Origin of the sequence: Paraburkholderia nodosa DSM 21604 (assembly GCF_000519185.1) — a bacterium.
Classification (GTDB): domain Bacteria; phylum Pseudomonadota; class Gammaproteobacteria; order Burkholderiales; family Burkholderiaceae; genus Paraburkholderia; species Paraburkholderia nodosa.
Genome location: NZ_JAFA01000002.1, coordinates 32,301 through 58,440 on the forward strand (window position 1 = coordinate 32,301; position 26,140 = coordinate 58,440).

Genomic DNA, 26,140 nt, shown 5'->3' on the forward strand with positions numbered 1-26,140 from the left:
CCGGCCGGCACGCCACTCTCCCTCACGCCGAAAGCTCTTCCAGCCGCACGCCATTCGTGCGGGGCCCGAACCCGCCGATCGAAATCATCACCGCGAGCATGCACACGGTGATGCCGGCGAACACACCGCTCACGCCAAAATCGCGCAACAACGCGGCGATGATGAAGCCCGACATCATCGCGCCCACGCGGCTCGCGGAATAGACGATGCCGTTGGCGCTGCAACGTACCGCTGTCGGGAAGAGCTCGGCCTGGTATGCGTGATAGCACACGGAAATGGTCTGCCCCGCAAGACTGATCAGGACACCGAGCGAAATGAGCGCGAGCGGCCCGCGCGCCTGCGAGAACAGCAAGCCGAACACGATCACCGCGAACGCCGAGCCGACGATGAGCCACTTGCGCTCGATGCGATCGGCCACGAGCATCGCGAGCAGCGGCCCGCACGGCAGCGCAATGGCGATCACGACCGCGTAGAGCAGGCTCTTCGTCACGGTCACGCCCTGCCCGATCAGGAGCGTGGGCACCCAGTTCGCGAAACCGTAATAGCCCACCGCCTGGCACAGGTTGAACGCGATCAGCATGATGAGGCGCGCACGGTATGGCGGCTTCCAGAGCTCCGCGAGCGAAGCGCGCCGATGCGCGGGCAGCACGAGCGTGGGCGAAGGCTCGGGCAAGCGCTTGCCGCTTTCGCGCACGGCGCGTTGCTCCATCTGCGCGATCACACGTTCGGCCGCCCCGGTTTGACCGTGCGTGACGAGCCAGCGCGGACTTTCCGGCACGGCGCGGCGCACGAACCACACGATCGCCGCGCCGAGCGAGCCGGCGAGCACGACCCAGCGCCAGCCGTCGAGGCCGAGCGGCGCCTGCGGCACGAGCCACCACGACAGCAACGCCGAAATGGGCGCCGCCGAAAACATGATCGCCTGATTCAGCGCCATGGCGCGGCCGCGCATCTGCTGCGGGACCATCTCCGTGACGTAGCTGTCGATGGTGACGATCTCGATGCCCACGCCGATACCGGTGATGAAGCGCCACAGGATCAGCGCCTGCGAGGTATGCTGAAACGCCATCGCCACCGAGCCCACCGAATACCAGAGCAGCGAGAACGTGAAGACGCTTCGTCGTCCGAAGCGGTCGGGCAGCCAGCCGAAGCAGAATGTGCCGATGAACAGACCCGCGAAAGTCGCGGCCACGAAGGCCCCGATGCCGTTGAAGCCGAAGAACGCATGCGTCGTGGTTTGCAGCATGCCGCTTTTTGCCATGCCCGGCGCGATATAGCCCGTGAAGATGAGATCGTAGACCTCGAAGAAGCCGCCCAGCGAAATCAACATGACCAGCATCCAGAGCTGGCGCGTGGCGGGCAGGCGGTCGAGCCGCGCGGAAAGCGCTGCCGCTGCGCGATTGCCTGCGGGAGGGGCCGTGACGGCGTCGAGCGGGGCGTCCGCGCCGAGGGTTCGTTGCATGCTTGTCTCCGTGACGACGCCTCGCCGGGCGTCATTCTTGTGAACGCCGGGCGTGCGAGCGCGCTGCGCGTGCGAGCTTCTGGCGGCTCATGGCACGCGCAGCCGTATGGCAGACCGGCGGGGGGGAACCGCGAACGTACTGCTTCTACTTCGTCTGCCGGTGGCTCAGGGCGCTGCGTGCGACTTCAGGCCCGCCAGCACCTCTTCGGTATGCTCGCCCACCCGCGCGAGCGGCTGACGCACGCCGGGACGGCGGCCGCCCATCATGAGCGGCAGCAGCACGACTTCGGTCGTGCCGCCGTCGTCGGTCTGCATCGGCACGAGTCCACCGCTCGCCTTGAGGTGCGGATCGTCGAGCAACTGGTCGGGGCGCACGATCGGCGCATACGGAATGCCGGCCGCTTCGAGACGCGGCATGAGTTCGCCCACCTGCTGCGTGGCAAGCACGGCGCCGAGGCGTTCGAGCAATTCGGGCCGCACCTCCACGCGCGATGCGTTGGTCGCGAAGTGCGGCTCGTCGGCAAGCTGCGGGCAGCCGATCACGTCGCACAGCGTCACGAACTGCTTGTCGCTCACCGCACCGATGAAAAGCTGTTCGCCCTCGGCGAGCGTGAACACGTCGTACACGCTCCAGGCCGATACGCGCGAAGGCATGGGCGGCGGCGCTTCGTGCGTCATGGCGTATTGCTGCATGTGCTGCGCGCTCAGGAACACGCAGTTCTCGAACAACGCGCTCTGCACCTCCTGGCCGCGCCCGGTCGCATCGCGCTCGCGCAGCGCGGCCAGCACGCCGATCGCGCCGAACATGCCGCCCATGATGTCGTTCACCGACGTCCCCGCGCGCAGCGGCCGCCCCGCAGGCCCGGTCATGTACGAGAGGCCGCCCATCATCTGCACGACTTCGTCGAGCGCGAGACGCTTTTCATAGGGGCCCGGCAAAAAGCCCTTGTGCGAGACGTAGATGAGGCGCGGATAGCGCTGCGAGAGCGTGGCGTAATCGAGCCCGAGCTTTTCCATGAGGCCGGGCCGGAAGTTTTCCAGCATCACGTCGCACTCGCCGATCAGCTCGACGGCTGCCGCACGGCCCGATTCGGTGTTGATATCGAGCACCACGCTCTTCTTGTTGCGGTTGAACGAGCGGAAAAAGCCGATGCCGAGGCCCGGCAAGTTGCGCGTCTTGTCGCCGCCGGGCGGTTCGATCTTGATGACTTCGGCGCCCAGGTCCGCGAGGATCATCCCGCAGGTCGGGCCCATGACCATGTGCGTGAATTCGACGACGCGCACGCCTTCGAGCGGCAAACAGTTTTGCGTATTCATAAGGATCTCAAACTAGTCAGGCGTGATGCGCGAGTGCGCCAAAGGTCTTCGGCAGGCCGGCGCGCCAGAGCGTGCCGTGCAGCGTTTCGCCCTCCAGCCACTGGGCGACGCGCGCGCGCAGCGCCAGCAGCCGTTCGATGTCGATGCCGGTGTCGATGCCCATGTCGGCGAGCATGAACGCGAGGTCTTCGCTCGACGCATTGCCGCTCGCGCCAGGCGCATGCGGACAGCCGCCGATGCCGCCGAGCGTGGCGTCGAAGCGGGTGACACCCGCCTCCAGTGCCGCATAGACGTTGGCGAGCGCGAGGCCGCGCGTGTCGTGAAAGTGCGCGCAGCACAGCCGCTCGCCCGCGATCTCGCGCGCGGCTTCGAAGAGTTCCCGCACGGCGGCGGGGTTCGCGTAGCCCACGGTGTCGGCGAGGCTCACGCGGTCCGCGCCCGCGTCGAGCAGCGCCTGCATGCAGCGCAGCACCTCGGCGGGCTCGACGCGCCCTTGCAGCGTGCAGCCGAACGCCGTGCCGATGCCGCCTTCGATCAGCGTCTTCGCGCCGCTCGCGTCGCGCGCGGCGCGTATGCGCGCCACTTCGGCCACGACTTCATCGGGCGTCTTGCGCAGGTTCGCGAGGCTGTGCGCCTCACTCGCGGAAAGGGGCACGAGCATCAGGTCCGCTTGCGCCTCCAGTGCACGCTCGGCGCCCTTCAGGTTCGGCACGAGCACCGAGACGAAGAGACCCGGCAGCGTCTTCGCGTAAGCGACGAGTTCCGCCGTATCGGCGAGTTGCGGCAGGAGGCGCGCAGGCACGAACGAGCCCACTTCGATCTCGCGCTGGCCGGCTTCGTGCGCCGCGCGTATCCATTCGATCTTGTGCGCGGTAGGCAGCACCGTCTGGATGCTCTGCAGGCCGTCGCGCAGGCCGACTTCGCGTATCACCGCACGAGTCTGGGCCCTCTGAGGTAATGGGGGCATGAAGGCGTCTCCGTTTTTGTCTCCAGCAATGTGCTAACTTTAGTCATTCCGCAAAATACATAAAGCGGTATTTTGGAACCGTAAAGATTCCAATCCGGAAACATACAAAACGCAGTCAGGAGACACCGTGCACGACATCGACCTCAAGACCCTGCGCCTTCTCGTAAGCGTGTGCGAGCACGGCAACATGGGGCGCGCGGCGCGCGAGGAGCACATCGAACCCTCCGCCATCAGCAAGCGCATCGCCCAGCTCGAAAGCGAATTCGGCGTGCCGCTGCTCACGCGCTCACGCCGCGGCGTGCAGCCCACCGCGGCGGGTCTCGCGCTGCTCGAGCATGCGCGCAGCGTGATCTTCACGCTCGAGCGCGCGGCCAGCGACGTCGCCGCGCTCGGCAGCGGCCTCTCGGGCAGCGTGAGCGTATGCGCCTCGGCGTCCGCGATCGCCGAGGCCCTGCTCGACGATCTCGCATCGTTCATGCGCTTGCCCGAGTACAAGAACATCCGCGTGAACGTGGAAGAGCGCACCTCGCACGAACTCGTAGAGCGCGTGCGCGACGGCGCGGCCTCGCTAGGCGTGTGCTGGGACAACGTGGAACTCGGGGGACTGCAATCGCGCCCCTGGCGCGAAGACCGGCTCGTACTCGCCGTGCATCCCGAGCACCCGCTCGCGAAACGCCGCACCATCGCCTTCGAGGAGACGCTCGATTACGAGCACGTGGGCCTGCCGACCTCCACGGCCGTGCATACGATGCTGCGGCAGTCGGCGGCGCGCAGCGGACGCACGGTCGCCTATCGCGCGGTGGTGTCGACGCTCGATGCGGCGTTTCGCGTGGTGGCCGCCAACCTCGGCATCAGCGTCGTGCCCCAGGAGGTGAGCAACACCTACCGGCGCATCATGGACGTGCACACCATCCCCCTCACCGATGCCTGGGCGCGGCGGCGTTTCATCGTCTGCTTCCGTGCGTTCGACACGCTGCAGCCCGCGGCGCAGCGCATGGTCGAGCATCTCGTGGAGCGGGCGGCACGGAAAAAGCGCGGCGCGAAAAACAACGCCTGATCGCGCGCCTCAAGCCGCCGCATTCTTCGCGCGTTTGCGCGCGGGTGCGCGGTCGGCCGCTTTCACCTGCGCAATCAAACCGTCGTGGTGTTCGCGCAGCACCTCGACGAATTCGGCCACGAGACGCTCGCGCGGCCGGTTCGGCGGAAACAGCAGGTACGTCGGGAACAGCACCGCCGGCGAGAACGGCCGGATCGCAATGTCCGGCCCCGCGAAATCACGCGCGACGATGGGATGCGCGAGCGTCACGCCCATGCCGCAGCGGACCATCTCGCAGCAGATCGCCGTGTACTGCGCCTCGATGGCGAGCACGCGCTCCACGCCCGCGCGCTGGAACACTTCGTCCATCTGCGTGCGTGTGCCGTCGCCGTGGCACAGCGAGATGAACGATTCCCCCTCCAGATCGGCAGGCCGGATCATGGCCTTTTTCGCGAGCGGGTGAGAGGCCGGCATCACGCATACAGCCGAGACCTTCGAGAGCAATTCGACCTCGCAGTTCGACGCTTCGCTGATGTACACCGCCACGCCCAGATCGCAGAACTGCGAGCCGGTCCAGTGGTTCACCGTGCCCGATGTATTCACGTGCAGCGAGACCGTCACGCCCGGATAGAGGCGGCGGAACTTGTCGATGGCATGCGGCACGAGCGTGAGCCCCGCGGAAGGCATGGCGGCAATGCGCAGACGCCCGCTGCCGAGATTGCGGATTTGTGCGGCGGCGGTGCTGAGGCCTTGCAGGCCCACATACGCGCGCTCGACTTCGCGAAAAAACGCATTGCCCTCGCTCGTGGGAATGAGGCGGATACCCACGCGCTGAAACAGCGTGAGCCCGGTCTCGCGCTCCAGTTGCCCGATCAGGCGGCTCACGTTGGGCTGGGAGGTGTAGAGCGCCTTCGCGGCGGCCGTCATCGAGCCCGACACCATCACCGCGCGAAACGCCTCGACGTGCTTCAGATTCAAGATGATCTCTCCTGGGCATAACCCTGATTCTTGCGCCAGGGCCTAACCCTGGTCCATATCATTCCCGTATAGGTTGGCATTTTATTCGTATTGGACGATATGGCCAGCCCGGCACAGACTGCGATGCATCGGCGCACTGTCCGGTTCGCCGCTCCCCACAATCGAATGGAGATCGTCGTCATGAAAGCCGCGATGCGCCGTCGTTCAACCTTCCCCCACAAAACCGCATTCGTCGCACTCGCCGTCGCCGGCACGCTCGCTGCAGCCTCGCTCGCCCACGCCGAAACCACGCTGTACGTCGCCAACGTCGGCGGCTCCAACGAGCAACTCTATCGTCAGAAGATCATCCCGGCGTTCGAAAAGGCGCATGACGTCAAGATCGTCTACGTGGCGGGCAATTCGAGCGACACGCTCGCCAAGCTCCAGGCGCAAAAGGGCCACGAGCAGATCAACGTCGCCGTGATGGACGACGGCCCGATGTATCAGGCGATGCAACTCGGCCTGTGCGGCAAGCTCGACGACGCCCCGGTCATGAAGGACCTCTATCCGCTCGCGCACATTGGCCCGACCGCGGTGGGCGTGGGCATGGTGGCAACCGGCATCGGCTATAACGAACAGGCGTTCAAAAAGCTCGGCCTGCCCGCGCCCAATTCGTGGAAGTCACTCGAAGACGCGCGCGTGAAGGGCAAACTCGGCGTGCCGCCCATCACCAACACCTACGGCCTGCATACACTCGTGATGCTCGCGCGCCTGAACGGGGGCGGCGAGAAGGACATCGACCCGGGCTTCAAGGCCATGACGAAGCAGGTCGCGCCCAACGTGCTTTCGTGGGCGCCCACGCCCGGCGAGATGGACGGCCTCATGCAGTCCGGCGACGTGATCATCGCGCCATACGGCAGTGGCCGCGCGGTGGCGTTGCAGAACACCGGCTTCCCGCTCAAGTTCATCTACCCGAAGGAAGGCGGCGTGGCGCTGCAGGTAGCCGCGTGCTCCATTGCGCAGAACGCACAGCCGCAACTCTCGCAGCAGTTCATCCAGTTCCTGCTGAGCCCCGAAGTGCAGGCGCAGCAGGCGGCGGACATCGGCCTCGGCCCCGTCAACAAGACCGTCAAGCTCACGCCCGAAGTGGCCGCGCGCGTGCCTTACGGTCCTGACCAGATCGCGAAGCTCACGGCGATGGACTGGACCACCATCAACGAGCATCGCACCGAGTGGACCGAGCGCTGGAACCGTTCGGTCGAGCGCTGATGCGCCCGCTCCCCGCCCCGCACCCAACGCACAGCGAGGACCGACGCTCATGAGCTTCCTCACCCTGCAAGGCATCTCGAAGCGCTACGGCGACTTCACGGCGATCGAGCAGCTCGACCTCACGGTCGAGCGCGGCGAGTTTCTCTCGCTGCTCGGTCCCTCGGGTTGCGGCAAGACGACCACGCTGCAGATGATCGCGGGCTTCGTCACGCCGAGCACGGGCCGCATCACGCTCGATGGCCGCGACATCACCCACGAGCGGCCGGAGAAGCGCGGCATTGGCGTGGTGTTTCAAAGCTATGCGCTCTTTCCGCACATGACCGTGGCCGGTAACGTGGGCTTCGGTCTGGAGATGCAGAAGATGAAGCGCGCGCAACGCGCCGAGCGCATTGCCGAGGCGCTGGAACTCGTGCGCTTGCGCGGGCTCGACGCGCGCTACCCGAAGGAGCTTTCGGGCGGCCAGCGCCAGCGCGTGGCGATCGCCCGCGCGCTGGCCATGCAGCCCGAACTGTTGCTGCTCGACGAGCCGATGTCGAACCTCGACGCCAAGCTGCGCGAAGAGATGCATATCGAACTGCGCGCCATCCAGAAACGCCTTGGCATCACGACCCTTCTCGTGACGCACGACCAGGTGGAAGCCATGACGATGAGCGACCGCATCGCCGTCATGCACCGCGGCACCATCGCGCAGTTGAGCACGCCGTTCGACGCTTATGAGCGCCCCGCCACGCCCTTCGCCTCCACCTTCCTTGGCCGCACCAATACGCTCGTGGGCGAAGTGCTGCGCCGCAATCCGCGTTGCGCCGAGGTCGAGGTAGGCGGGACGATGCTGCACGTGCCGCACGAAGGCCGCGAGGTGGCGGGCGCCGTGAACGTGTACATCCGCCCCGAAAAAGTGCATCTGGCCAACGGCGACGCGCGCCTCATGGGGCGCGTGACGACGCGCGTGTTCGTGGGCAATCAATGGTTGCTCGTCGTGGAAACCTCGCTCGGCAAGTTTCATGTTGCGCAGCCCAACCACGGCGCACCGCCGCCCGAGGAAGGCCACGAAGTCGGACTCGCCTGGACCGACGACGATCTGCGCGTGCTCACGCGGGAGGGCGCTCATGGCAACGCTTGACGACTCGCGCCCGGGCGCCGCGCCGTGGCTGCTCTCCGCGCCCGCGCTCTTGCTGTTCCTCGCGCTGCTGCTGGCGCCGCTCATTCTCACCTTCGTGCTGTCGTTTCACGTGTTCAGCGACCTCGCGGGTGTGCAACGCGGCTGGACCGTCACCAATTACCTGGAGGTCCTGAGCGATCCCTACTACGGCGAAATATTCCTGCGCACGGCAGGACTCGCGTTCGCCGTCACGCTGCTTTCCATCGTGCTGGGCGTGCCCGAAACGCTGGTGCTCGCGCGCATGCGCCGGCCATGGCAATCCGTTTGCCTGTTGATCGTGCTCGGTCCGCTGCTGATCTCGGTGGTGGTGCGCACGCTCGGCTGGCAAATCCTGCTGGGCAACAACGGGGTGCTCAACCACGCGCTGCAAGCCCTGCACATCACCGACGAGCCCATTCGCCTCGTCTTTACCATGACGGGCACCATCATCGCGCTCACGCACGTGCTCGTGCCGTTCATGGTGATGTCGGTCTGGGCGACGCTGCAAAAGCTCGATCCGCAGGTGGAATGGGCCGGGCGCTCGCTCGGCGCCTCGCCGCTGCGCGTGTTCCGCCGCGTGATCCTGCCGCAGATCATGCCGGGCGTGCTCTCGGGCTCGATCATCGTGTTCGCGCTTTCGGCCTCCGCGTTCGCCACGCCCGCGCTGATCGGCGGACGACGCCTGAAGGTCGTCGCCACGGCCGCCTACGACGAGTTCCTCGGCACCCTGAACTGGCCGCTGGGCGCGAGCATTGCCGTGCTGCTGCTGATCGCCAACGTGGCGATCGTGATGGGCTGCAGCCGTCTCGCCGAACGCCGTTTCAAGCACATCTTCGACTGAGGAGCCTTTCCATGAAACGCAACGGATGCCTCGGGCTCGCGTTCAACGCGCTCTTTCTCGCCTTCATGCTCGCACCCATCGTCGTGGTGCTGCTCGTGGCCTTCACGGACAAGGGCTATATCTCGATGCCGTTCGACGGCGCCTCGCTGCGCTGGTTTCGCGCGATCCTGCAGAACGGCGACATCGTCTCGGCCTTCTGGCTCTCCGTGCGCCTCGCGTTCGCAGCGGCGACCATCGGCGTGGCGCTCGCGGTGCCCGCCGCGCTCGCCATCGCGCGCTACCGCTTCGCGGGCCGCGGTGCGCTGGTGAGCTTCTTCCTCTCGCCGATGATGATTCCCGCCGTGGTGCTCGGTATCGCGTTCCTGCGCTTTCTCTCGCTGCTGAACCTGAACGGCTCGTTCTGGGCGCTCGTCGCCGCGCACGTGGTGATCGTGCTGCCGTATGCACTGCGTCTCGCGCTTTCTTCAGCGGTCGGCCTGGATCGCGACGCCGAGCGCGCGGCGCTTTCGTGTGGCGCGAGCCGCTTCACGGCATTCCGCCGTGTGGTGCTGCCGATGATCCGCACCGGCGTGGCGGGCGGCTGGGTGCTGTCGTTCATCCAGAGCTTCGACGAGCTCACCATGACCATTTTCGTCGCGACGCCCGGCACCACCACGCTGCCCGTCGCCATGTACAACCAGATCGCGCAGACGATCGATCCGCTCGTCACCTCGGTGTCGGCGGTGCTGATCGTCGGCACGATCCTGCTGATGCTGCTGCTCGACCGCATGGTCGGGCTGGACCGCATCCTGATCGGAGAAGCCCGATGACACAGAACTCCACCGCGAGCCCCGACGTGCTCGTGATCGGCGGCGGCCTCGTCGGCTCCGCCGTGGCCTACGGGCTCGCCCGCGAAGGCGCGCGCGTGACCGTGCTCGACGAGGACGACGGCGGCTTTCGCGCCTCGCGCGGCAACTTCGGCCTCGTCTGGATTCAGGGCAAGGGCTACGGCCTTTCGCCCTACGCGCGCTGGTCGCGCAGCTCGGCGCAGCGCTGGCCGCTGCTCGCGCAAAGCCTCGCCGACGAGGCGCGTGTGGACGTCGCGCTGCGCCAGCCTGGCGGCTTTCATATCTGCTTCTCGGACGAAGAACTCGCCGAGCGCCATAAACGGCTCTCCACCTTGCAGGCCGAGATCGGCGATTATCCGTTCGAACTGCTAAATCATCGCGAGCTGCGCGAGCAGTTGCCCGGCATCGGCCCGGCGGTCGTTGGCGCGAGCTATACGCCGATGGATGGCCACGTCAACCCGCTCAAGCTGCTGCGCGCGCTGCATGTCGCGATGCAACGGCGGGGCGTACGGCTCGTCTCGGGCGAACGCGCCGAGCGTATCGCCGCCGCGCCGGGCGGGTTCAGCGTGCAAGGCCGGCGCGGCGTGTATCACGCTGCGCGCGTCGTGCTCGCGGCCGGCCTCGGCAATCGCGCGCTCGCACCGCACGTGGGCCTCAACGCCCCCGTTGCGCCCAATCGCGGCCAGGTGCTCGTGAGCGAGCGCGTCGCGCCGTTTCTGCGCTACCCGACCATCAACGTGCGGCAGACCGACGAAGGCACGGTGCAGTTCGGCGACTCGATGGAAGAAGCCGGCTTCAACGACTTCACCACCACGCCGATCCTGCGCCAGATCGCCGCGCGCGGCGTGCGGGCGTTTCCCATGCTCGCCCATGTCCGGCTCGTGCGCATGTGGGCCGCGCTGCGCGTGTACAGCCCCGACGGCTTTCCGATCTACGACCAGTCCGAGGCGCATCCGGGTGCCTTCGTCGTCACCTGCCATAGCGGCGTGACACTCGCCGCGGCCCACGCGCTGCGCATCGCGCCGTGGATCACGGGAGGCCCGATGCCCGCCGAACTGCCCGCTTTTTCCGCTCGCCGCTTCGCGACCGACGCGGCGGCCGAACCGATCCTCGCTCACTAATTCCGCCATGACAGCCCAATCTACCCAGGCGGCCGCGCCGCTGTTCAAGACGCTCTCCGACGCCGAAACGCGCGTCGATATCTGGTTCAACGGCCAGCCGCTGTCCGTGCCCGCCGACCGCTCCGTCGCCGCTGCGCTGCTCGCCGCGGGCGTCTCGCGCTTTCGCGCGACGCCCGTTTCGGGTGCACCGCGCGCGCCGTTCTGCATGATGGGCGCGTGTTTCGAATGCCTTGTCGAGATAGACGGCGTGCCGAGCCGCCAGAGCTGCATGGTGCCCGTGCGCGCGGGCATGCAGATCCGCTCGCAGGAAGGCGCGCGCGACCTGCCGCCCGAACCCGGCACGAATGCCGACACGCTCGAGGAGAACGCTCATGCCCGGTGATTATCAAGGCGATGCCAAAGCCGATTTCAATGCGCAAGCCGTCGATGTCGTCGTGGTCGGCGCGGGTCCTGCCGGGATGAGCGCGGCCACCCGTTCGGCGCGAGCCGGACTCTCAGTCGTCCTGATCGATGAGCAGGACGCCGTGGGCGGCCAGATCTATCGCGCGATAGGCCGCGCCGACGCGCGCCGCAAGGAGATACTCGGCCCCGACTACGCGGCGGGCGACGCCATCGCCCAGGCGTTCGCGCATTCCGGCGCGCGCCATGTCGCCCACGCCTCGGTATGGCAGGTCACGCGCGAACATGCCGTTCACTACCTCAAGGACGGCAAGGTGGGCAGCTTCCAGGCGAAGCGCGTGATTCTCGCGAGCGGCGCGCTGGAGCGGCCGTTTCCCATTCCGGGCTGGACCCTGCCCGGCGTGCTCACCGCGGGCGCGGCGCAAATCCTGCTGAAGAGCGCGGGCGAAGTGCCCGCCTCGCCGCCCGTGCTCGCGGGCTGCGGGCCGCTGCTCTACCTGCTCGGCTGGCAATACGTACGGGCAGGCGTGCCGATTCGCGCGCTCGTCGACACCACGCGCCACGAAGACCGCTGGCGCGCGAAACGCCACCTGCTTGCCGCGCTGCGCTCGTGGCCGTTCCTGAGCAAGGGCCTGCATCTGATCCGCACGCTGCGCGAGGCCGGGGTGTCCATTTTCGAAGCCGCCGACGACCTCGCCGTGGAAGGCCGCCAGGGCAGCGACGGCGTGCAGCGCGCAGCCGCGCTCACGTTCACGTCGCAAGGCCGCGCACACCGTATCGAAGCCGATGTGATCCTGCTGCACCAGGGCGTGGTGCCCAATACGCAGTTCACGCAGGCGCTGCGCGCCGCGCATCGCTGGGACAACGGGCAGCTTTGCTTCACACCGCAAACGGATGCATGGGGCGAGCTGGATGTACCCGGCATCTTCGTGGCCGGCGACGGGGCGGGCATCGGCGGAGCCCAGGCCGCGGCACAACAGGGCGTGCTCGCGGCGCTTGCCGCCGCCGCACAGCTAGGCTCGATCGACGCAGCCGCGCGCGATCGCGAGGCCGCGCCCCATCGCGCGGAACTCGACCGCGTAATGCGCATCCGCCCGTTCCTCGACAGCCTCTACCGCCCGCGCGACGCGAACCGCATCCCCGCCGACAGCACCATCGTCTGCCGCTGCGAAGAGGTGACGGCGGGCGAGCTGCGCGGCTTCGTCGGCCTCGGCTGCCTCGGCCCGAACCAGGCGAAGTCGTTCGGCCGCTGCGGCATGGGGCCGTGTCAGGGCCGCATGTGCGGCCTCACCGTGACCGAAGTGATCGCCGAGGCGCGCAAGGTGCCGCCCGCCGAGGTGGGCTACTACCGCATCCGCCCGCCGATCAAGCCGCTTACGCTCGGAGAACTCGCCGGTGAATGACGCCCGAACTCCTCCCGCGAGCGCCATGCAGGAAGCGGACGTGCTCGTGATCGGCGGCGGCCTGCATGGTTCGAGCAGCGCCTTTCACATGGCGCGGCGCGGCGTGAGCGTGATCGTGCTCGAAGCCGACTACGTGGGCCGCCACTCGTCGGGCGTGAACGCGGGCGGCGTGCGCACGCTCGGCCGCCCGCTTCCCGAGATCCCGCTCGCCCTCATGTCGCGCGAAATCTGGCACGCGCTGCCCGACACCATCGGCGACGACGGCGGTTTCGTTCCTTCCGGACAACTGAAGATTGCGGAGACCGAGGCCGAACTGGAAGAGTGCCGCGAGCGCGTCGCGCTGCTCGAATCGCACGGCTTCACACATGAAAAGCTGATCGACCGCGAGACGGTGCTCGAACTCGAACCGGCACTGGCGAAGCACGTGACGGGCGGCATCTGGGTCGAGCGCGACGGCTATGCGCTGCCCTTTCGCACCACCACGGCGTTTCGACTCGCCGCGCAAAAGCACGGCGCGCGCTTTTACGAAGGCACGGCGGTCACGCACATCGAGCCGCGCGGCGAGCGCTGGCTCGCGCAAACTCCGCGCGGCACCTTTGCCGCGCGCAGGCTGCTCGTCACGGCGGGCGCGTGGTCGGGCGAGCTGGCGCGCCAGGCCGGCGAGCCCGTGCCCGTGCACCCCGAAGGGCTCATGCTGATGGTCACGCACCGCGTGGCGCCCTTCTGCCGCGCGACGCTCGGCGCAACGGGCCGCCCGCTTTCGTTCAAGCAGTTCGACAACGGCACGGTGGTGATCGGCGGCAAGCTGATCGGCATCGCGGATCTGCCGGGGCGCCACGGCGAAGTCGATTTCATGCGGCTCGTGAAAAGCGCGCAGACGGTCGTCGATCTGTTTCCGCATCTGCGCCATCTGGGCGTGAACCGCGCGTGGGCCGGCGTGGAAGCGTTCACGGCCGACTCGCTGCCGATCATTTCGGCGAGCCGGCGCGCCGCGAATCTCTACTACTCGTTCGGCTATTGCGGCAGCGGCTTTCAACTCGGGCCCGCGTGCGGGCGGCTCGTTGCCGAACTCGTACTCGACGGCGCGCCTTCGCTTTCGCTCGATGCGTTCGCGATCGACCGCTTCGCGCGCGCCGCGGTGCAGGCGCCGCTGGCCGGCGTTGCCGCGCATTGACGCCATCGAATCCCTCACCCCGTATCGCCATTGCGGCGAAGGAGCTTGCAGACACATGAACGATATCGTTCGCATCGAAACCAATCAGCGCATGAGCCGCGTCGTGAAGGCCGCGGGACTCGTGTTCGTGGGTGGCCAGACGTCGGCCGACCCGTCGCCCGACGTGAAGATCCAGACCGCCGCCGTGCTCGCGAAAATCGACGGCTTTCTCGCCAAGGCCGGCATCGACAAGACGCGGCTCGTCTCCGCGCAGGTCTGGCTCGCCGATATCGCGCGCGACTTCGCCGGCATGAACGAGGTATGGGACGCTTGGGTGCCCGAAGGCTGCGCGCCCACGCGCGCGACGGTGCAGGCGCAGCTGGCATCGCCGCAACTGCTCGTGGAAATCGCGGTCGTGGCGCTGGGCTGAGCGCCGCGTGAGGCTGACGGCGCCGCCGTGAAAGCGCGCCGACAGCCGCAGTCGAGCAACCGTAAAGCGATGGGCGGGGCATCGCGCGCACGCTGTAAGCGCAAGTTCACGTTCGCGCGGCACAATGACGAACCCACCCTAACTTAGAGGAGCGCGCGATGGCCCTTCCTTACGGCTACGTCAAGGCGAAAATTGTTTCCGCGCCGCAGTTGAAGGCCACGCGGCGGCCGCACGAAGTCCAGTATCACCTGCACTTCGGCGTGACGGTCAACGGCGCGCGCTGGGACATCGCTGTGAACGTGGGCACCACGGACGCGGACGACCTGCTCAAGTACAAGCTCGTGTTCGACTTCAACCATAACGTGCTCACCACGCTCGAGGGCGCGGCCGAAGGCTCGACCGATCTCACGGGCACCGAAGCGCTGCCGGCCATCGACTTCGAGCGCAGCGACTTCCTCGCCAATACGGGCGCGTGGCGCAATAGCGACGTGATGGACGGCTCCAACCAGGTGGAGCCCGTCGCCTCACTGCAGCGCCTGCTGTTGCGCGCACAACAAGCGTCGCTCGACGTCTACGTGTTTGGCCGCTTCTACAGCGAAGGCGACGGTATCCACGACGTCCACATGAACCAGGGCTCGAAGGGCGAGTTCATCCACAAGGCGGGCAACGACGCGAACGACCACAACGACATCTGGCAGGACGGCGCGCTGCTCGTGGATCTGGGCGACCCTGAATGGGCCCTGTATGTGGCGGCGTTCGATCAGCAATACGTGCCCAGCGACAATCTCGGCAACCCCACGCCGGATTCGCAGCCGATTTCGTAAACGGCGCGCGGGCGCATGCGGAATCCCGCCATGCGCCCGCACTTTCAAGCGGATCGAACGCTTAGAAGTCGATCTTCGCGTTGAGGCTGACCGTGCGCGGATCGCCTGGCGCGATGTAATCGGAGTACTGGTACATCCAGTAACGGCGATTCGTGATGTTGTCGATCGCCGCGCGCAGCGTCACGTCGTGGCCGCCAATGCGCGTGAAGTAGTTCGCGCCCACGTTCACGAGCATGTAGCCGCCCGTTTCCAGATTGTTTGCCGGACGCACCTGGGTGCTGCCCGTGAACTTCGCATCCGCGGCCAGTTGCAGGCCTTGCACGTAAGGCACGTCATAAGTCACGCGGCCCGCGGCGACGAACGTCGGCGCGCCGGCTACACGCTTGCCGTTGTACGACTGGCCCTTCGCGTACCACGTATCGAGCAGCGTGACGCTGCCTGCCACCTGCCAGCTGCGGCCAAGCCGTACGCTGCCGGCCGCCTCGACCCCTTCGTAGATCGCGTTACCGTCCTGCACGTAGACGTTGTCGCTGTTCGCGTAAGCCGCGCCGCGCTCGATGCGGAACAGCGCCGCCGTTGCGCTCCAGCGCTCGTGCTCGCTCTTGATGCCGATTTCATACTGACGCGAGCGCAGCGGGCGCAGCATCGCGCCGCCGTTCGCATAGATGCTGTCCACGATCGCGCCCTGCTCCAGCGCCTCGACGTAGCTCGCGTACAGCGTCGTATTCGGCTCGAGCTTGTACATGAGCGCGAAGGTCGGCGTGAGCACGCCGTTCTGGCTGTACTGGGACGTCTTCTCGCCCGTGGTTGCGTAGTTGTTCTGACTATAGTTCGTGTAACGCAGGCCCGCGAGCACCGACCAGCGGCTCGTGATCTGCATCGTGTCGCTCACGAACGCCGAGGCCTGCGTGATATCGCTCGTGCGGTACGTTTCGAGCCCGCCGCCCGAATAGAAGCGCCACGGGTTGGGCTGATACAGGTTGCCGTTGCCGAGCACCGTATAGATCGAGTTCAACGCGTAGTTGTTGGTCTGGTGCTGGTACGCGCCGCCAATCACGAGTTGATGCGTGAACGGCCCGGTCTTCAACTTGCCCTCGAACATGCCCTGCCAGTAGACGTCCTGATGGCCTTCGTCGCCGTTCCAGCGCGCGTCGGTGTAGTCGCCTTGCTGGTTGAGCAGCGTGAGCGTGCTCTCGTTGCGGTCGCGCGCCGACTTGCTGTAACTGCCCGAGGTGGTGAACGACCAGTCGGGCGTGATCTGGTAACGCACGCCCGCCGTGTAAAGCTGCAGGTTCGTGTTGATATGCTGGTCGGTGCCGCCGAGCAGGTTGCTGCCGCCGCTGATCACCGCGGGCAGGCTCGACGCCGTGTAGCTGCCCGTGTAGATCGCGGGCGTCTGGCCGCTGGAACGGATCGTCTGGTAGAGCGCGTTGAACCACACCTGCAGGTCGCGCGTGAGCTGGCCGTCGAGCGCGAGCGAAACCGAGTTGCGGTTGATATCGCCGGCGTTATAGGTCTTGCCCGCTTCCTTCGTGTAGTTCAGGCGCGCGCCGAACATATCGTCCGGGCCGAAGCGGCGGCTCAGGTCGACGTGCGTGCTCAGCACGCCGTCCATGCGATAGCCCACGTCGAGGCTCGTGACAGGGTCCTTCTCCGGCCGCTTCGTCACGTAGTTGACGAGGCCGCCCGGCTGCGCGAAGCCGTACATGAAGCCGCCCAGGCCCTTGAGCAGCTCCACGCGCTCCAGTTGCTCGTAGGGCATGGTGATGCCGTACGAGATGAACGGATTGCCGTCGATGCGAAAGCCGTTTTGCCAGTCCACGGGCAACCCGCGAATGGTGATGTAGGTGGCCCACGCGTTATAGGCGTTGCTGTTGTTGGTGACCGAGGCGTCGCCGGCGAACACATCGCCGAGCTTGTAGACCTGGCGCTCGGCCAGATTCTCGCCCGTCACGACGGTGGTCGAGAACGGCGTGTCGAGCTGCGAGCGCGTGCCGAGCGCGCCGCTGTTCACCGGCGTGTTCAGGTTCAGCGGCGAATCGGCGACCTGGCTCGCGCTCACCTTCACGGCGGGCAGCGCCTGGTCTGTGCCGGCCGTACCGGTGGCGGCGGCCTGAGGCGGCGCCTTCTGGGTTGCGCTCGTCGCGGCGCTGTCCTGCGTCGACGTTTGGGCAACAGCGGCCTGAGCCGCTGCGAAAGTAAGCCAGGCCGCAATATGCAACGGCCGCGGCAGCGTGCGTCGCACGTGCCGCGCGTGTTCTCGGTTGTTCATGTCGTTTTGGAAGGGTCGTCTCGCCAGTGCTTGCCGGATACTTCAATGAGAAGCATTCTCATTATCACTGGCGGGCGATATTAACAAACCCTTACGACTTTTCCTAGAACCCGCGGCTCATTCGTCAGATTTGATGGATTCCCGCGAAATACTGCTCAAAACGGACTCAAGGCGACCGGATAATGTCTATCTGGCGCAAGAATCACCGGAAATCGTCTGGATTGGACAGCCGCGCGAAAGGTAGCGCGCTCGCGCCCGGCTTGCTGCTTTGCGTGATGCCGGCGCCTGGAAATACGCTAAGCCGCGACATAAAATACAGGCCCAGTTAGTGCATTCACGTGGTGACCGCGTATGAGACACGCTACGTTCCCCGTGCTGATCGTTCTGGCTTCGGTCCCGGCCGCATGGGCCATGGGCCTCGCCGCGGCGAACGAAAACACGGATCTGCCCTCTCCCCAGAGCGCGGCGCCTGCCACGCTGCATTGGCCTCCCGCCTCGCCCTCGTCCATCCCGCCGGGCATTTCGCGCGCGGCGTTGCATACGGGGACCCAGAAAGACGACAAGTCGTATTTCGAAACGCTCCCGGGCGGCGATAAAAACCTCGACGATAACGGCGCGCCCCTGCGCGGCGATCGGTTCCACTGGCAGCAACCTTAGCGTTTGCATCCTGCTGCACTGCACCTGCCAGATAATCAGCTTTACTGATTATTTGTGTGAGCCGCCGGATTCCGCTGTTTGCCACGCCGGCGCCAGCATTAATCTACGGTTAAGAATCCGCTCCTATGCTCGTGTTGCGAGCCGCCAGGTCCTTCGCCGGCGGCATCGCGGCGAACACGATGGAGGTCGGATCATGAAAACCGGAATCTATTCAACCGCACTGTTTGCGGCGCTAATCTTGCCAGCCGCTGCCTTCGCGCAAACCGGCAACGCCTACGCCCAGCTCGATTTGAACAGCGGCCCCGCGGCGCACGCGCAACTCCCCGCCGACGTGCACGCTGCCGAAGCCCGCGTCGCGACCCGCAGCGGCGCCGACGACGCCACGCTCTGGGGCGTGGGCGGCGTGCCGGGCGGCATGTCGCAGTCGGGCATGGGCGCGCACTCGCATGCGCGCGCCGCGCTTTATCTGCACCACTGAGCCGTCGATAAACCGCCAGCCGGCCAGCGACAACCGCACCGGGATATTCGCGCCGCATAGCGCGCGCGTGGGCATGCTTGCACCTCGTGCCACGTTCGAACGGCCCAAAAGGCGTTCCATGACATGATCGGCGCGTCCTGCAACTGGAACGCCATCATGTCCCGTCTGGTTCGTTCGCCTCTGCGCCTGAAAGCCTGTGTGCTTGCCGCGTCGCTCGCCTTGCTGGCTGCGCCGCTCGTCATCGACCCCGCGCTTGCCTGCACGCGCGCGCTCTACGTGGGCGACAGCGGTCTCGTCATCACGGGGCGTTCGATGGACTGGTCCGAGGACATGCGCTCGAACCTCTGGGTCTTTCCGGCCGGGATCGAGCGCGACGGCAACGCAAGCCCGCGCTCGCCGCACTGGCGCTCGAAATACGGCAGCGTGGTGGTCTCGGGCTACGACATCGGCAGTGTGGATGGCATGAACGAGCGCGGCCTCGTGGCCAACGCGCTCTATCTGGCCGAAACCGATTACGGCAAGCCCAACTCGGGGCGGCCGCCGCTCGCCATCAGCCTGTGGGCGCAATACGCGCTCGACAATTTCGCCACCGTTGGCGAAGCCGTCGCTGCGCTTGGCCACGAGCCGTTCCAGATCATTGCGCCGCCGCTGCCCGACGGCAAACCGATCTCGATCCACCTCGCGCTTTCCGATTCGCAAGGCGACTCGGCGATCCTCGAATATATCGACGGCAAGCTCGTGATCATGCACGACAAGGCGTACAAGGTGATGACCAACTCACCGATCTACCCCGAACAGCTCGCGCTCGACACGTACTGGAAAGGCGTGGGCGGTCTCGCCTTTCTCCCCGGCACGAATCGCGCGGCCGACCGTTTCGTGCGCACCTCGTTTCTGCTCGACGCCATTCCCAGGAAGCCCGACCCTGCCTATATGGCGGGCGTGCCGCAGCAGAACCCCAATTATCAGGCTGTGGCGAGCGTGATGAGCCTCATCCGCTCGGTGAGCGTGCCGCTCGGGATCACCACGCCCAACATGCCGAATCTTTCGTCGACGATCTGGCGCACGGTCGCGGATCAGACGAACCGCGTCTATTACTTCGATTCCGCCACGCGCCCCGACACGTTCTGGATCTCGCTGAGCAAGCTCGACCTCAAGCCCGGCGCGCCCGTGATGAAGCTCACGATCGCTTCGGGCCAGGTGTATTCAGGCGAGGTGTCGGGCAATTTCGTGGCGACGCCGTCGTTCAAATTCATGCCCGCGCCGGCGTCTTGATCGCCGCGCGGCGATTCACGTTTATTTGGCGAACAGCTGGCCGATGTCCTTGAACGCCTTGAATTCGAGCGCGTTGCCGCACGGGTCGAGGAAGAACATCGTGGCTTGCTCGCCCACCTGCCCCTTGAAGCGCACGTAAGGTTCGATCACGAACTTCACGCCAAAGGTCTTGAGGCGCTCGGCCAGCGCCTCCCAGTCGCCCCAGCCCAGCACGACGCCGAAATGCGGCACCGGCACGTCGTGGCCGTCCACGGGGTTCGTGTGCGCATGGTCCTGCGAGGCCGTTTTCGGGTGCTCGTGAATCACGAGCTGATGGCCGAAGAAGTCGAAGTCGACCCACTGCGCGCTGGAGCGCCCTTCCGCGAGGCCGAACACGCGGCCGTAGAAGTCGCGCGCGGCGGCGAGGTCATAAACGGGAATGGCGAGGTGAAAGGGGGAAAGCGACATGCGTGTCTCCACTGTCTTCGAAAGCGATCCCGCCATGGTAGACAGGCCGAATCAAAAACAAAATCAATATATAATTTTCTGATACACAAATATTCTTGATGAATGATACGCGAACTCAGAACCCTCGTTGCCGTGGCGAGAGAAGGCACGTTCGCCGCGGCGGGACAGAAGATCGGCCTGACTCAGGCTGCCGTGAGCGCGCAAATGCAACGACTCGAGGCAGAGCTGGGTTTCGCGCTGTTCGACCGCGAGGGGCGCGCCGCGCGCCTGAACGCGATGGGCCAGCAGATCCTCGCCCAGGCGCACGAAGTCATCCGGCTCTATGAAAACCTGAGTTCGAGCGCGGCCGGCCCCGCGGCGACCGGGCGCGTCACGCTCGGCGCGATCGCTTCCGTGCAGCGCGCGCTGGTGCCCGAGGCGCTCGCCGAATTCCACCGCCGTTGTGCCGGCTGCCGCACGCGCGTGATCCCGGGCGTTTCGATGGAGCTTCACAATCTCGTCGATGCGGGCGAAATCGACATGGCGGCCATCATCCGGCCACCCTTCGCACTGCAAAGCGATTTGCATTGGACCACGCTCGCGCGCGAGCCGTTCCGGCTCATCGTGCCGCGTCACGTGAAAGGCCACGACTGGGCCGAACTGCTGGCGACGCAACCCTTCATCCGCTACGATCGGGCATCGTTCGGCGGACGCCAGGTAGACCGCTTCCTGCGCCGCATGCACTACACCGTGCAGGACCTGAGCGAACTCGACGAACTGGAGGCCATCGTCGGGCTCGTTGCGAACGGCGTGGGCGTCGCGCTCGTGCCGCAAACGTCGGCGTGGCGGCGCTGGCCCGCCAAAGTGCGCGCGATCGATCTCGGGCAGCACACGTTTCACCGCGACGTCGGCCTCGTGCATCGCGCGCCGGGCACACTGAGCGAGCCCGCGCGCCTGCTGATCCAGCTGCTCGAATCGCGCGCCCGTGAGCAACAGCCGGCGGGCGAGGCGCAATGAACCCATCATGCCTTGCAGGCCCACCGGAGAAGCACACGTGAGCACTCCCGAACAATTGCTTTTCCTGCCCGGCGCTTCGGGCAACAAGGCCTTCTGGCAACCGCTGTCCGATCGCCTCGCCACGCCGGCGGCGCGTCGCTTCGTGGGCTATCCGGGTTTTGGCGGCGAACCGGCGGACCCGGCAGTCGCCAGCATCGACGACATCGTGCGGCGCGTGCTGGCCATGCTCGATCGGCCCACAGCGCTGATCGCCCAGTCGATGGGCGGCGTCATCGCCGTGCGCGCGGCGCTCGAGAAGCCGCAGTTCGTCACGCATCTGGTGCTCTCGGTCACGTCGGGCGGCATCGACACCGCGGCGCTCGGCGCGCAGAACTGGCGCGCGGGCGACACGAGCGCGTTCCCCGAGTGGTTCGTCTCGTTCCATACGGACCTTTCGAAGCCGATCGCCCGCATCACCCAGCCGGCCCTGCTGCTTTGGGGCGACAACGATCCGTTGAGCCCTGTCGCGGTCGGCGAGCGGCTCAACGCCCTGCTCGCCAATTCCACGCTGCACGTGGTGCGCGGCGGCGAGCACGATCTCGCGAGCGTCCATGCCGAGGCGTTGGCGCCGCTCGTGGAGGCGCATTTGACGGCGCATTGACCCGTTGCCCTGCGGGATGGACGACAGTCGTTTCGACCAAATTCGTCGGAAAATACATTAAAAATAACTGGACAAAAATCAATACGATTGCACAAATCACTAGACCATCGCCATCCAACCCATAGGAACGCCTATGCCGCGCCCCATCGTCGCCCGCATCCAACCCGACGCCATCCGTCACAACCTGCAGCTGGCGAAGCAGATCGCGGCCGGCTCGCGCGCCTTCGCCGTGATCAAGGCCAACGCGTACGGTCACGGCATCGAGCGCATCTATCCGGCGCTCGCGGGCGCCGACGGCATCGCCCTGCTCGACCTCGATGAAGCCGTGCGCGTGCGCGAACTGGGCTGGACCAAACCGCTGCTGCTGCTCGAAGGCGTGTTCGAGCCCGCCGATGTCGAGCTGGCCGCGGCGCATCGGCTCACCGTGGCCGTGCACTGCGACGAGCAACTCGATCTGCTCGCGGCAGCGAAGCCGCAGCATCCCATCGATATCCAGCTGAAGATGAACTCGGGCATGAACCGCCTGGGATTCCGCCCCCATGCGTATCGCGCCGCGCGGGAGCGCGCACGCGGCATTGCGTCGATCGGCGCGATCGGCCTCATGACGCACTTCGCGAACGCCGATGACGGCCAGGTCGACTGGCAGCTCGACACGTTCGACGCGGCGGTGCAGGACATTCCCGGCGAGCAGTCGGTGTCGAATTCGGCGGGCGTGCTCTGGCACCCGCGCGCGCATCGCGACTGGGTGCGGCCCGGCACGATCCTCTATGGCGCGTCGCCCACGGGCGTGGCGCGCCACGTGGAAGGCTTCGGGCTGCGCTCGGCCATGACGCTCACGAGCCGCATCATCGGCGTGCAAACGCTCGCACCGCAGGAAACCATCGGTTATGGCCGCACCTTCGAGGTCGACCGGCCGATGCGCATCGGCGTGGTGGCGTGCGGCTATGCGGACGGCTATCCGCGCCACGCGCCCACCGGCACGCCGATTGCCGTGGATGGCGTGCGCACGCGCGTCGTGGGCCGCGTGTCGATGGACATGCTCACCGTCGATCTCACGCCGTGCCCGCACGCGGCCATCGGTTCGAGCGTCGAGCTGTGGGGCGACCAGGTGCGCGTGGACGAAGTGGCCGAAGCGTCGGGCACGATTGGCTATGAGCTGCTGTGCGCACTCGCGCTGCGCGTGCCGGTGGTCGTGGCCGACGGCGCGGACACGGCCTGCGCTGCGCAGGCGCGCGGCGAGCGCGTAGCAGCCTGACTGCGCCGAAAGCTCGCTGACGAAATTTCGTCAAACTTCCGGTTGAGCCCCGGCCTTGCGTCACCTATTTTTGTGTTGACACGCGCGGCGCATTGCACGCCGCGCGCTGCCAACACTTAAAGGAGACACTCGTGGCCGACCAGGAGACTCACGCCTACGCGCCGCATCATGCGGACTACCGGCTCATCGGCGGTGCAGGCGAACGCGCGCGCGCAGCGGGCCTCGTCAATGCGGACTGGTACCGGTGCGCCGTGCCGCGCCCCGTGATGAAGCAGCTGATGCAGCGCAGCGACGCGCGCGCCATACGCGACACCGCGATCTGGTATGCGGCCATCGTCGCGAGCGGCGTGCTCGCCGGCTTCCTCTGGCACGCGCATTCGTGGTGGGCGGTGCCCGCGTTCCTGCTCTACGGCACGCTCTATTGCAGCCCCGCCGATTCGCGCTGGCACGAAGCGGGTCACGGCACCGCATTCAAGACGCGCTGGATGAACGACGTGCTCTATCAGATCGCGTCATTCCAGGTGTTCCGCTGCGCGACGATCTGGCGCTGGAGCCACGCGCGCCATCACACCGACACGCTGGTGGTGGGCCGCGATCCCGAGATCGCCGCGCCGCGCCCCACCGACTGGCTCTCGCTCGCCCTCAACCTCTTCGCGCTCAAGCACGCCTCGCGCGAGCTGCCGCGCATGATCTCCGCCGCGTGCGGGCGCCTCGGCGCGGAAGAACGAAGCTTCGTGCCCGCCTCCGAATGGCCCAAGGCCATTCGCGAAGCGCGCCTGAGCCTGCTCGTGTACGCGATGGTGATTGGCGCGTGCATCGGCTTTCGCACCCTCCTGCCGCTGCTCTATATCGGCCTGCCGAGCCTCTACGGCGCGTGGCTCTATCTCTACTTTGGCCTCACGCAGCACGCGGGCATGCCCGAGAACGTGCTCGACCACCGGCGCAACTGCCGCACGATCATGATGAATCCCGTGTTCCGCTTTCTCTACTGGAACATGAATTATCACGTCGAGCATCACATGTTTCCGATGGTTCCGTTTCACGCGCTGCCGCGCCTGCACGAAGTCGTGAAACCGGATATGCCGCCGCCCTATCGCAGCAGCCTTGCCGCCTACGCGGAAATCATTCCCGCGCTCGTACGGCAAACGCGCGATCCCTCCTATCACGTGGCGCGCCCGGTTCCGGGCCACGCCGAAGCCTGACCCGTTGCGCACACAACTTTCCATACCAATCTGGAGACACCCCATGACCCAATGGATCGACGCAGCCGCACTCGACGATATCGAGGATGAAGACGTCATGCGCTTCGACCACGGCGCACGCACCTTTGCGATCTATCGCGTGGAAGACAAGGTCTACGCGAGCGACGGGCTTTGCACCCACGAACACGTGCACCTGAGCGACGGGCTCGTCATGGGCCATGTGATCGAATGTCCGAAGCACAATGGCCGCTTCGACGTGCGTGACGGCAAGCCGCTTTGTGCACCAGTATGTGAGAAGCTCGCAACGTATGCGGCCAAGGTCGAAGGTGGACGGATCTATATTGAAGTGTGATGCACCGAAACCCTGCACGAGGGAAGCGAAAAAAACGCGCAAACGTTAGCGCGGTGTTCGCCGATCATTACGGTGTATTAAACAAGCGAACTTGAGCGCTTACTCTCGTCCATGTAACGAGAATGACATAAATAGCCATTAGCGTGCTGAATCTCCATATTAATCGGAATGGATAGTCATGCATCCCGCGCTCGCGCAGTTTCGTCGTCCGGGTCTTCCCGCAGGCCCGCGCAGCGCCGGAGAACTGGCTCTGGAAGTGCCGGCCATCGACGCTTCGGATTCGAACTCTCTCGTCATGGAGATTTTCTATTCGAGGCGCGACATGGCCAGTCTCGCGGTAATCGAAAACGATCGCCCCATCGGGCTCATCAACCGCGATATTTTTCTGTCGCAAATGAGCAAGCCGTTTCATCGCGAGCTATACGACAAGAAGAGCTGCATCGCGTTCATGGACAAGGAGCCATTGATCGTCGACGCGGCCATGAGCATCGAGGCGCTCACGTTCAAAACCGTTGAAGTCGGCGAAAAGGCGCTGGTCGACGGTTTCATCGTGACGCGCGAGGGCCGTTTCGCTGGCGTGGGCAACGGTTTGCGGTTGCTTTCCATCGTGGCGGAAATGCAGGCGGAAAAGAATCGTCAGATCATGCAGAGCATCGAGTATGCGAGCGTGATCCAGCAAGCCATGCTGCGCGCCTCGCGCGAAACGCTCGCGACCATGCTGCCCGATGCCGCGCTTGTCTGGGAGCCGCGCGACGTGGTGGGCGGCGACTTCTACCATTTCGCGGCGTTCGCCGACGGCTGGTTCGGCGCCGTGGCCGATTGCACGGGGCACGGCGTGCCCGGCGCGTTCATGACGCTGCTCGCCTCGGCGTCGCTTTCGCAGGCGCTCGAACAGATCGGCCCGCGCAACCCCTCCGCGCTGCTCGCAGCCGTCAATCGCAATGTGAAGGGCCTGCTCGGGCAAATCAACGGCGCAGGCGACGCCCCGCAGTCCAACGACGGTCTGGACGCCGCGTTCTTCTGGTTCGACGCCGCCAGCCAGGTGCTGCACTTTGCGGGTGCACGGGTCGCGCTGCATGTCTTGCGTGCCGACGCACCACAGTTCGAAAGCACTGCCGGCGACCGCATGGGCGTGGGCTATGTCGACAGCCTCGCCGATTACACGTGGACCCAGCATGCCGTTGCCGTGCCGCACGGCAGCCTGCTGTTCGTTTCCACCGATGGCCTGACCGATCAGATTGGCGGCCCGCGCAAGATCGGCTTCGGCAAACGCCGCACGCTCGACCGGATTCTCGCCGAGCGCGAAAACGCTTCTTCATTCATCTGCGCACGCCTGCTCGAAAGCTTCGCCGAATGGCAGGGCTCACAGGCGCGCCGCGACGATGTCACGCTTTTCTTTGCACGAGTTTGAGGTAGTTCACCAAT

The 26,140-nt window shown here is 66.1% G+C and carries 26 protein-coding genes; 20 read left to right on the forward strand and 6 right to left on the reverse strand.

Features of this window, described 5'->3' with window-relative positions:
* Window positions 1-22 precede the first annotated feature (22 nt).
* The 3 genes from A3CW_RS0102695 to A3CW_RS0102705 all read right to left on the reverse strand — a co-directional run bounded on the left by A3CW_RS0102695 (window position 23) and on the right by A3CW_RS0102705 (window position 3,746).
* Window positions 23-1,462, reverse strand: a complete 1,440-nt coding sequence (locus A3CW_RS0102695) for an MFS transporter (protein ID WP_028202191.1) — start codon at window positions 1,460-1,462, stop codon at window positions 23-25.
* A 165-nt stretch (window positions 1,463-1,627) separates the two neighbouring features.
* The gene (locus tag A3CW_RS0102700) at window positions 1,628-2,779 is read right to left on the reverse strand and encodes a CaiB/BaiF CoA transferase family protein (protein WP_028202192.1); all 1,152 of its coding nucleotides are present in this window, start codon (window positions 2,777-2,779) and stop codon (window positions 1,628-1,630) included.
* A gap of 16 nt (window positions 2,780-2,795) precedes the next feature.
* Entirely contained in the window at window positions 2,796-3,746 is a 951-nt protein-coding gene (locus A3CW_RS0102705; RefSeq protein WP_028202193.1) for a hydroxymethylglutaryl-CoA lyase, read from the reverse strand.
* A 127-nt stretch (window positions 3,747-3,873) separates the two neighbouring features.
* On the opposite strand from A3CW_RS0102705, the gene A3CW_RS0102710 reads away from it, so the two are divergent.
* Window positions 3,874-4,803, forward strand: coding sequence for a LysR family transcriptional regulator (locus A3CW_RS0102710; RefSeq protein ID WP_028202194.1), 930 nt, complete (start codon window positions 3,874-3,876; stop codon window positions 4,801-4,803).
* Window positions 4,804-4,812: 9 nt separating this feature from the next.
* On the opposite strand, the gene A3CW_RS0102715 is transcribed toward A3CW_RS0102710, so the two are convergent.
* Window positions 4,813-5,760: a LysR substrate-binding domain-containing protein gene (locus A3CW_RS0102715; protein ID WP_028202195.1), complete on the reverse strand. Its 948-nt coding sequence runs from the start codon at window positions 5,758-5,760 to the stop codon at window positions 4,813-4,815.
* Window positions 5,761-5,940: 180 nt separating this feature from the next.
* Between A3CW_RS0102715 and A3CW_RS0102720 the strand changes: the two genes are divergently transcribed.
* The 10 genes from A3CW_RS0102720 to A3CW_RS0102765 all read left to right on the forward strand — a co-directional run bounded on the left by A3CW_RS0102720 (window position 5,941) and on the right by A3CW_RS0102765 (window position 15,144).
* On the forward strand, window positions 5,941-7,008 hold the full coding sequence (locus A3CW_RS0102720; protein WP_028202196.1) for an ABC transporter substrate-binding protein: 1,068 nt from the start codon (window positions 5,941-5,943) through the stop codon (window positions 7,006-7,008).
* A 49-nt stretch (window positions 7,009-7,057) separates the two neighbouring features.
* A complete protein-coding gene (locus A3CW_RS0102725) occupies window positions 7,058-8,128 on the forward strand; it encodes an ABC transporter ATP-binding protein (RefSeq protein WP_028202197.1) in 1,071 nt (356 codons plus the stop codon).
* Entirely contained in the window at window positions 8,115-8,987 is an 873-nt protein-coding gene (locus A3CW_RS0102730) for an ABC transporter permease (RefSeq protein ID WP_028202198.1), read from the forward strand. The genes A3CW_RS0102725 and A3CW_RS0102730 overlap by 14 nt, the downstream gene beginning before the upstream one ends.
* An 11-nt stretch (window positions 8,988-8,998) precedes the next feature.
* The gene (locus A3CW_RS0102735; protein WP_028202199.1) at window positions 8,999-9,796 is read left to right on the forward strand and encodes an ABC transporter permease; all 798 of its coding nucleotides are present in this window, start codon (window positions 8,999-9,001) and stop codon (window positions 9,794-9,796) included.
* Window positions 9,793-10,935, forward strand: coding sequence for an NAD(P)/FAD-dependent oxidoreductase (locus tag A3CW_RS0102740; protein WP_028202200.1), 1,143 nt, complete (start codon window positions 9,793-9,795; stop codon window positions 10,933-10,935). The genes A3CW_RS0102735 and A3CW_RS0102740 overlap by 4 nt, the downstream gene beginning before the upstream one ends.
* A gap of 7 nt (window positions 10,936-10,942) precedes the next feature.
* Window positions 10,943-11,317, forward strand: coding sequence for a (2Fe-2S)-binding protein (locus tag A3CW_RS0102745; protein WP_028202201.1), 375 nt, complete (start codon window positions 10,943-10,945; stop codon window positions 11,315-11,317).
* Complete coding sequence (locus A3CW_RS0102750) at window positions 11,307-12,737, forward strand: NAD(P)/FAD-dependent oxidoreductase (protein WP_028202202.1); 1,431 nt, start codon at window positions 11,307-11,309, stop codon at window positions 12,735-12,737. The genes A3CW_RS0102745 and A3CW_RS0102750 overlap by 11 nt, the downstream gene beginning before the upstream one ends.
* Window positions 12,738-12,762: 25 nt before the next feature.
* Window positions 12,763-13,911, forward strand: a complete 1,149-nt coding sequence (locus A3CW_RS0102755) for an NAD(P)/FAD-dependent oxidoreductase (protein ID WP_211254038.1) — start codon at window positions 12,763-12,765, stop codon at window positions 13,909-13,911.
* Between the two features lie 55 nt (window positions 13,912-13,966).
* Entirely contained in the window at window positions 13,967-14,320 is a 354-nt protein-coding gene (locus tag A3CW_RS0102760; protein WP_028202204.1) for a RidA family protein, read from the forward strand.
* 158 nt (window positions 14,321-14,478) lie between these two features.
* On the forward strand, window positions 14,479-15,144 hold the full coding sequence (locus A3CW_RS0102765) for a DUF2278 family protein (protein ID WP_028202205.1): 666 nt from the start codon (window positions 14,479-14,481) through the stop codon (window positions 15,142-15,144).
* Between the two features lie 61 nt (window positions 15,145-15,205).
* Here A3CW_RS0102765 and A3CW_RS0102770 read toward each other — a convergent pair whose 3' ends face one another.
* Window positions 15,206-17,416, reverse strand: coding sequence for a TonB-dependent siderophore receptor (locus A3CW_RS0102770; RefSeq protein WP_211254030.1), 2,211 nt, complete (start codon window positions 17,414-17,416; stop codon window positions 15,206-15,208).
* 351 nt (window positions 17,417-17,767) lie between these two features.
* Here A3CW_RS0102770 and A3CW_RS0102775 point away from each other — a divergent pair, with 351 nt between their 5' ends.
* The 3 genes from A3CW_RS0102775 (at window position 17,768) to A3CW_RS0102785 (ending at window position 19,823) form a co-directional block, all read left to right on the forward strand.
* Window positions 17,768-18,073: a hypothetical protein gene (locus A3CW_RS0102775; RefSeq protein WP_154677840.1), complete on the forward strand. Its 306-nt coding sequence runs from the start codon at window positions 17,768-17,770 to the stop codon at window positions 18,071-18,073.
* A 193-nt stretch (window positions 18,074-18,266) separates the two neighbouring features.
* A complete protein-coding gene (locus A3CW_RS0102780) occupies window positions 18,267-18,551 on the forward strand; it encodes a hypothetical protein (RefSeq protein WP_028202208.1) in 285 nt (94 codons plus the stop codon).
* Between the two features lie 156 nt (window positions 18,552-18,707).
* Window positions 18,708-19,823, forward strand: a complete 1,116-nt coding sequence (locus A3CW_RS0102785) for a linear amide C-N hydrolase (protein ID WP_028202209.1) — start codon at window positions 18,708-18,710, stop codon at window positions 19,821-19,823.
* Window positions 19,824-19,844: 21 nt separating this feature from the next.
* Here the strand turns inward: A3CW_RS0102785 and A3CW_RS0102790 are convergent, their stop codons facing one another.
* The gene (locus A3CW_RS0102790; protein WP_028202210.1) at window positions 19,845-20,270 is read right to left on the reverse strand and encodes a VOC family protein; all 426 of its coding nucleotides are present in this window, start codon (window positions 20,268-20,270) and stop codon (window positions 19,845-19,847) included.
* Between the two features lie 102 nt (window positions 20,271-20,372).
* On the opposite strand from A3CW_RS0102790, the gene A3CW_RS0102795 reads away from it, so the two are divergent.
* The 6 genes from A3CW_RS0102795 (at window position 20,373) to A3CW_RS0102820 (ending at window position 26,126) form a co-directional block, all read left to right on the forward strand.
* Window positions 20,373-21,266, forward strand: coding sequence for a LysR family transcriptional regulator (locus A3CW_RS0102795; protein WP_028202211.1), 894 nt, complete (start codon window positions 20,373-20,375; stop codon window positions 21,264-21,266).
* A 37-nt stretch (window positions 21,267-21,303) separates the two neighbouring features.
* Window positions 21,304-21,906, forward strand: a complete 603-nt coding sequence (locus A3CW_RS0102800; RefSeq protein ID WP_028202212.1) for an alpha/beta fold hydrolase — start codon at window positions 21,304-21,306, stop codon at window positions 21,904-21,906.
* Between the two features lie 133 nt (window positions 21,907-22,039).
* Window positions 22,040-23,161: an alanine racemase gene (gene alr / locus A3CW_RS0102805; protein WP_028202213.1), complete on the forward strand. Its 1,122-nt coding sequence runs from the start codon at window positions 22,040-22,042 to the stop codon at window positions 23,159-23,161.
* Window positions 23,162-23,292: 131 nt separating this feature from the next.
* A complete protein-coding gene (locus A3CW_RS0102810) occupies window positions 23,293-24,363 on the forward strand; it encodes a fatty acid desaturase family protein (protein ID WP_028202214.1) in 1,071 nt (356 codons plus the stop codon).
* A gap of 43 nt (window positions 24,364-24,406) precedes the next feature.
* Window positions 24,407-24,715, forward strand: a complete 309-nt coding sequence (locus A3CW_RS0102815) for a non-heme iron oxygenase ferredoxin subunit (RefSeq protein WP_028202215.1) — start codon at window positions 24,407-24,409, stop codon at window positions 24,713-24,715.
* Window positions 24,716-25,010: 295 nt separating this feature from the next.
* Window positions 25,011-26,126, forward strand: a complete 1,116-nt coding sequence (locus A3CW_RS0102820; RefSeq protein ID WP_035512271.1) for a SpoIIE family protein phosphatase — start codon at window positions 25,011-25,013, stop codon at window positions 26,124-26,126.
* Window positions 26,127-26,140: the final 14 nt, after the last annotated feature.

Coding starts and splice junctions, on each gene's coding strand:
- A3CW_RS0102695 (WP_028202191.1), bottom strand. CDS start 1,462: ATGCAACGAACCCTCGGCGCGGACGCCCCGCTCGACGCCGTCACGGCC.
- A3CW_RS0102700 (WP_028202192.1), bottom strand. CDS start 2,779: ATGAATACGCAAAACTGTTTGCCGCTCGAAGGCGTGCGCGTCGTCGAA.
- A3CW_RS0102705 (WP_028202193.1), bottom strand. CDS start 3,746: ATGCCCCCATTACCTCAGAGGGCCCAGACTCGTGCGGTGATACGCGAA.
- A3CW_RS0102720 (WP_028202196.1), top strand. CDS start 5,941: ATGAAAGCCGCGATGCGCCGTCGTTCAACCTTCCCCCACAAAACCGCA.
- A3CW_RS0102725 (WP_028202197.1), top strand. CDS start 7,058: ATGAGCTTCCTCACCCTGCAAGGCATCTCGAAGCGCTACGGCGACTTC.
- A3CW_RS0102730 (WP_028202198.1), top strand. CDS start 8,115: ATGGCAACGCTTGACGACTCGCGCCCGGGCGCCGCGCCGTGGCTGCTC.
- A3CW_RS0102735 (WP_028202199.1), top strand. CDS start 8,999: ATGAAACGCAACGGATGCCTCGGGCTCGCGTTCAACGCGCTCTTTCTC.
- A3CW_RS0102740 (WP_028202200.1), top strand. CDS start 9,793: ATGACACAGAACTCCACCGCGAGCCCCGACGTGCTCGTGATCGGCGGC.
- A3CW_RS0102745 (WP_028202201.1), top strand. CDS start 10,943: ATGACAGCCCAATCTACCCAGGCGGCCGCGCCGCTGTTCAAGACGCTC.
- A3CW_RS0102750 (WP_028202202.1), top strand. CDS start 11,307: ATGCCCGGTGATTATCAAGGCGATGCCAAAGCCGATTTCAATGCGCAA.
- A3CW_RS0102755 (WP_211254038.1), top strand. CDS start 12,763: ATGCAGGAAGCGGACGTGCTCGTGATCGGCGGCGGCCTGCATGGTTCG.
- A3CW_RS0102760 (WP_028202204.1), top strand. CDS start 13,967: ATGAACGATATCGTTCGCATCGAAACCAATCAGCGCATGAGCCGCGTC.
- A3CW_RS0102765 (WP_028202205.1), top strand. CDS start 14,479: ATGGCCCTTCCTTACGGCTACGTCAAGGCGAAAATTGTTTCCGCGCCG.
- A3CW_RS0102770 (WP_211254030.1), bottom strand. CDS start 17,416: ATGAACAACCGAGAACACGCGCGGCACGTGCGACGCACGCTGCCGCGG.
- A3CW_RS0102775 (WP_154677840.1), top strand. CDS start 17,768: ATGAGACACGCTACGTTCCCCGTGCTGATCGTTCTGGCTTCGGTCCCG.
- A3CW_RS0102780 (WP_028202208.1), top strand. CDS start 18,267: ATGAAAACCGGAATCTATTCAACCGCACTGTTTGCGGCGCTAATCTTG.
- A3CW_RS0102785 (WP_028202209.1), top strand. CDS start 18,708: ATGTCCCGTCTGGTTCGTTCGCCTCTGCGCCTGAAAGCCTGTGTGCTT.
- A3CW_RS0102790 (WP_028202210.1), bottom strand. CDS start 20,270: ATGTCGCTTTCCCCCTTTCACCTCGCCATTCCCGTTTATGACCTCGCC.
- A3CW_RS0102795 (WP_028202211.1), top strand. CDS start 20,373: ATGATACGCGAACTCAGAACCCTCGTTGCCGTGGCGAGAGAAGGCACG.
- alr (WP_028202213.1), top strand. CDS start 22,040: ATGCCGCGCCCCATCGTCGCCCGCATCCAACCCGACGCCATCCGTCAC.
- A3CW_RS0102815 (WP_028202215.1), top strand. CDS start 24,407: ATGACCCAATGGATCGACGCAGCCGCACTCGACGATATCGAGGATGAA.
- A3CW_RS0102820 (WP_035512271.1), top strand. CDS start 25,011: ATGGAGATTTTCTATTCGAGGCGCGACATGGCCAGTCTCGCGGTAATC.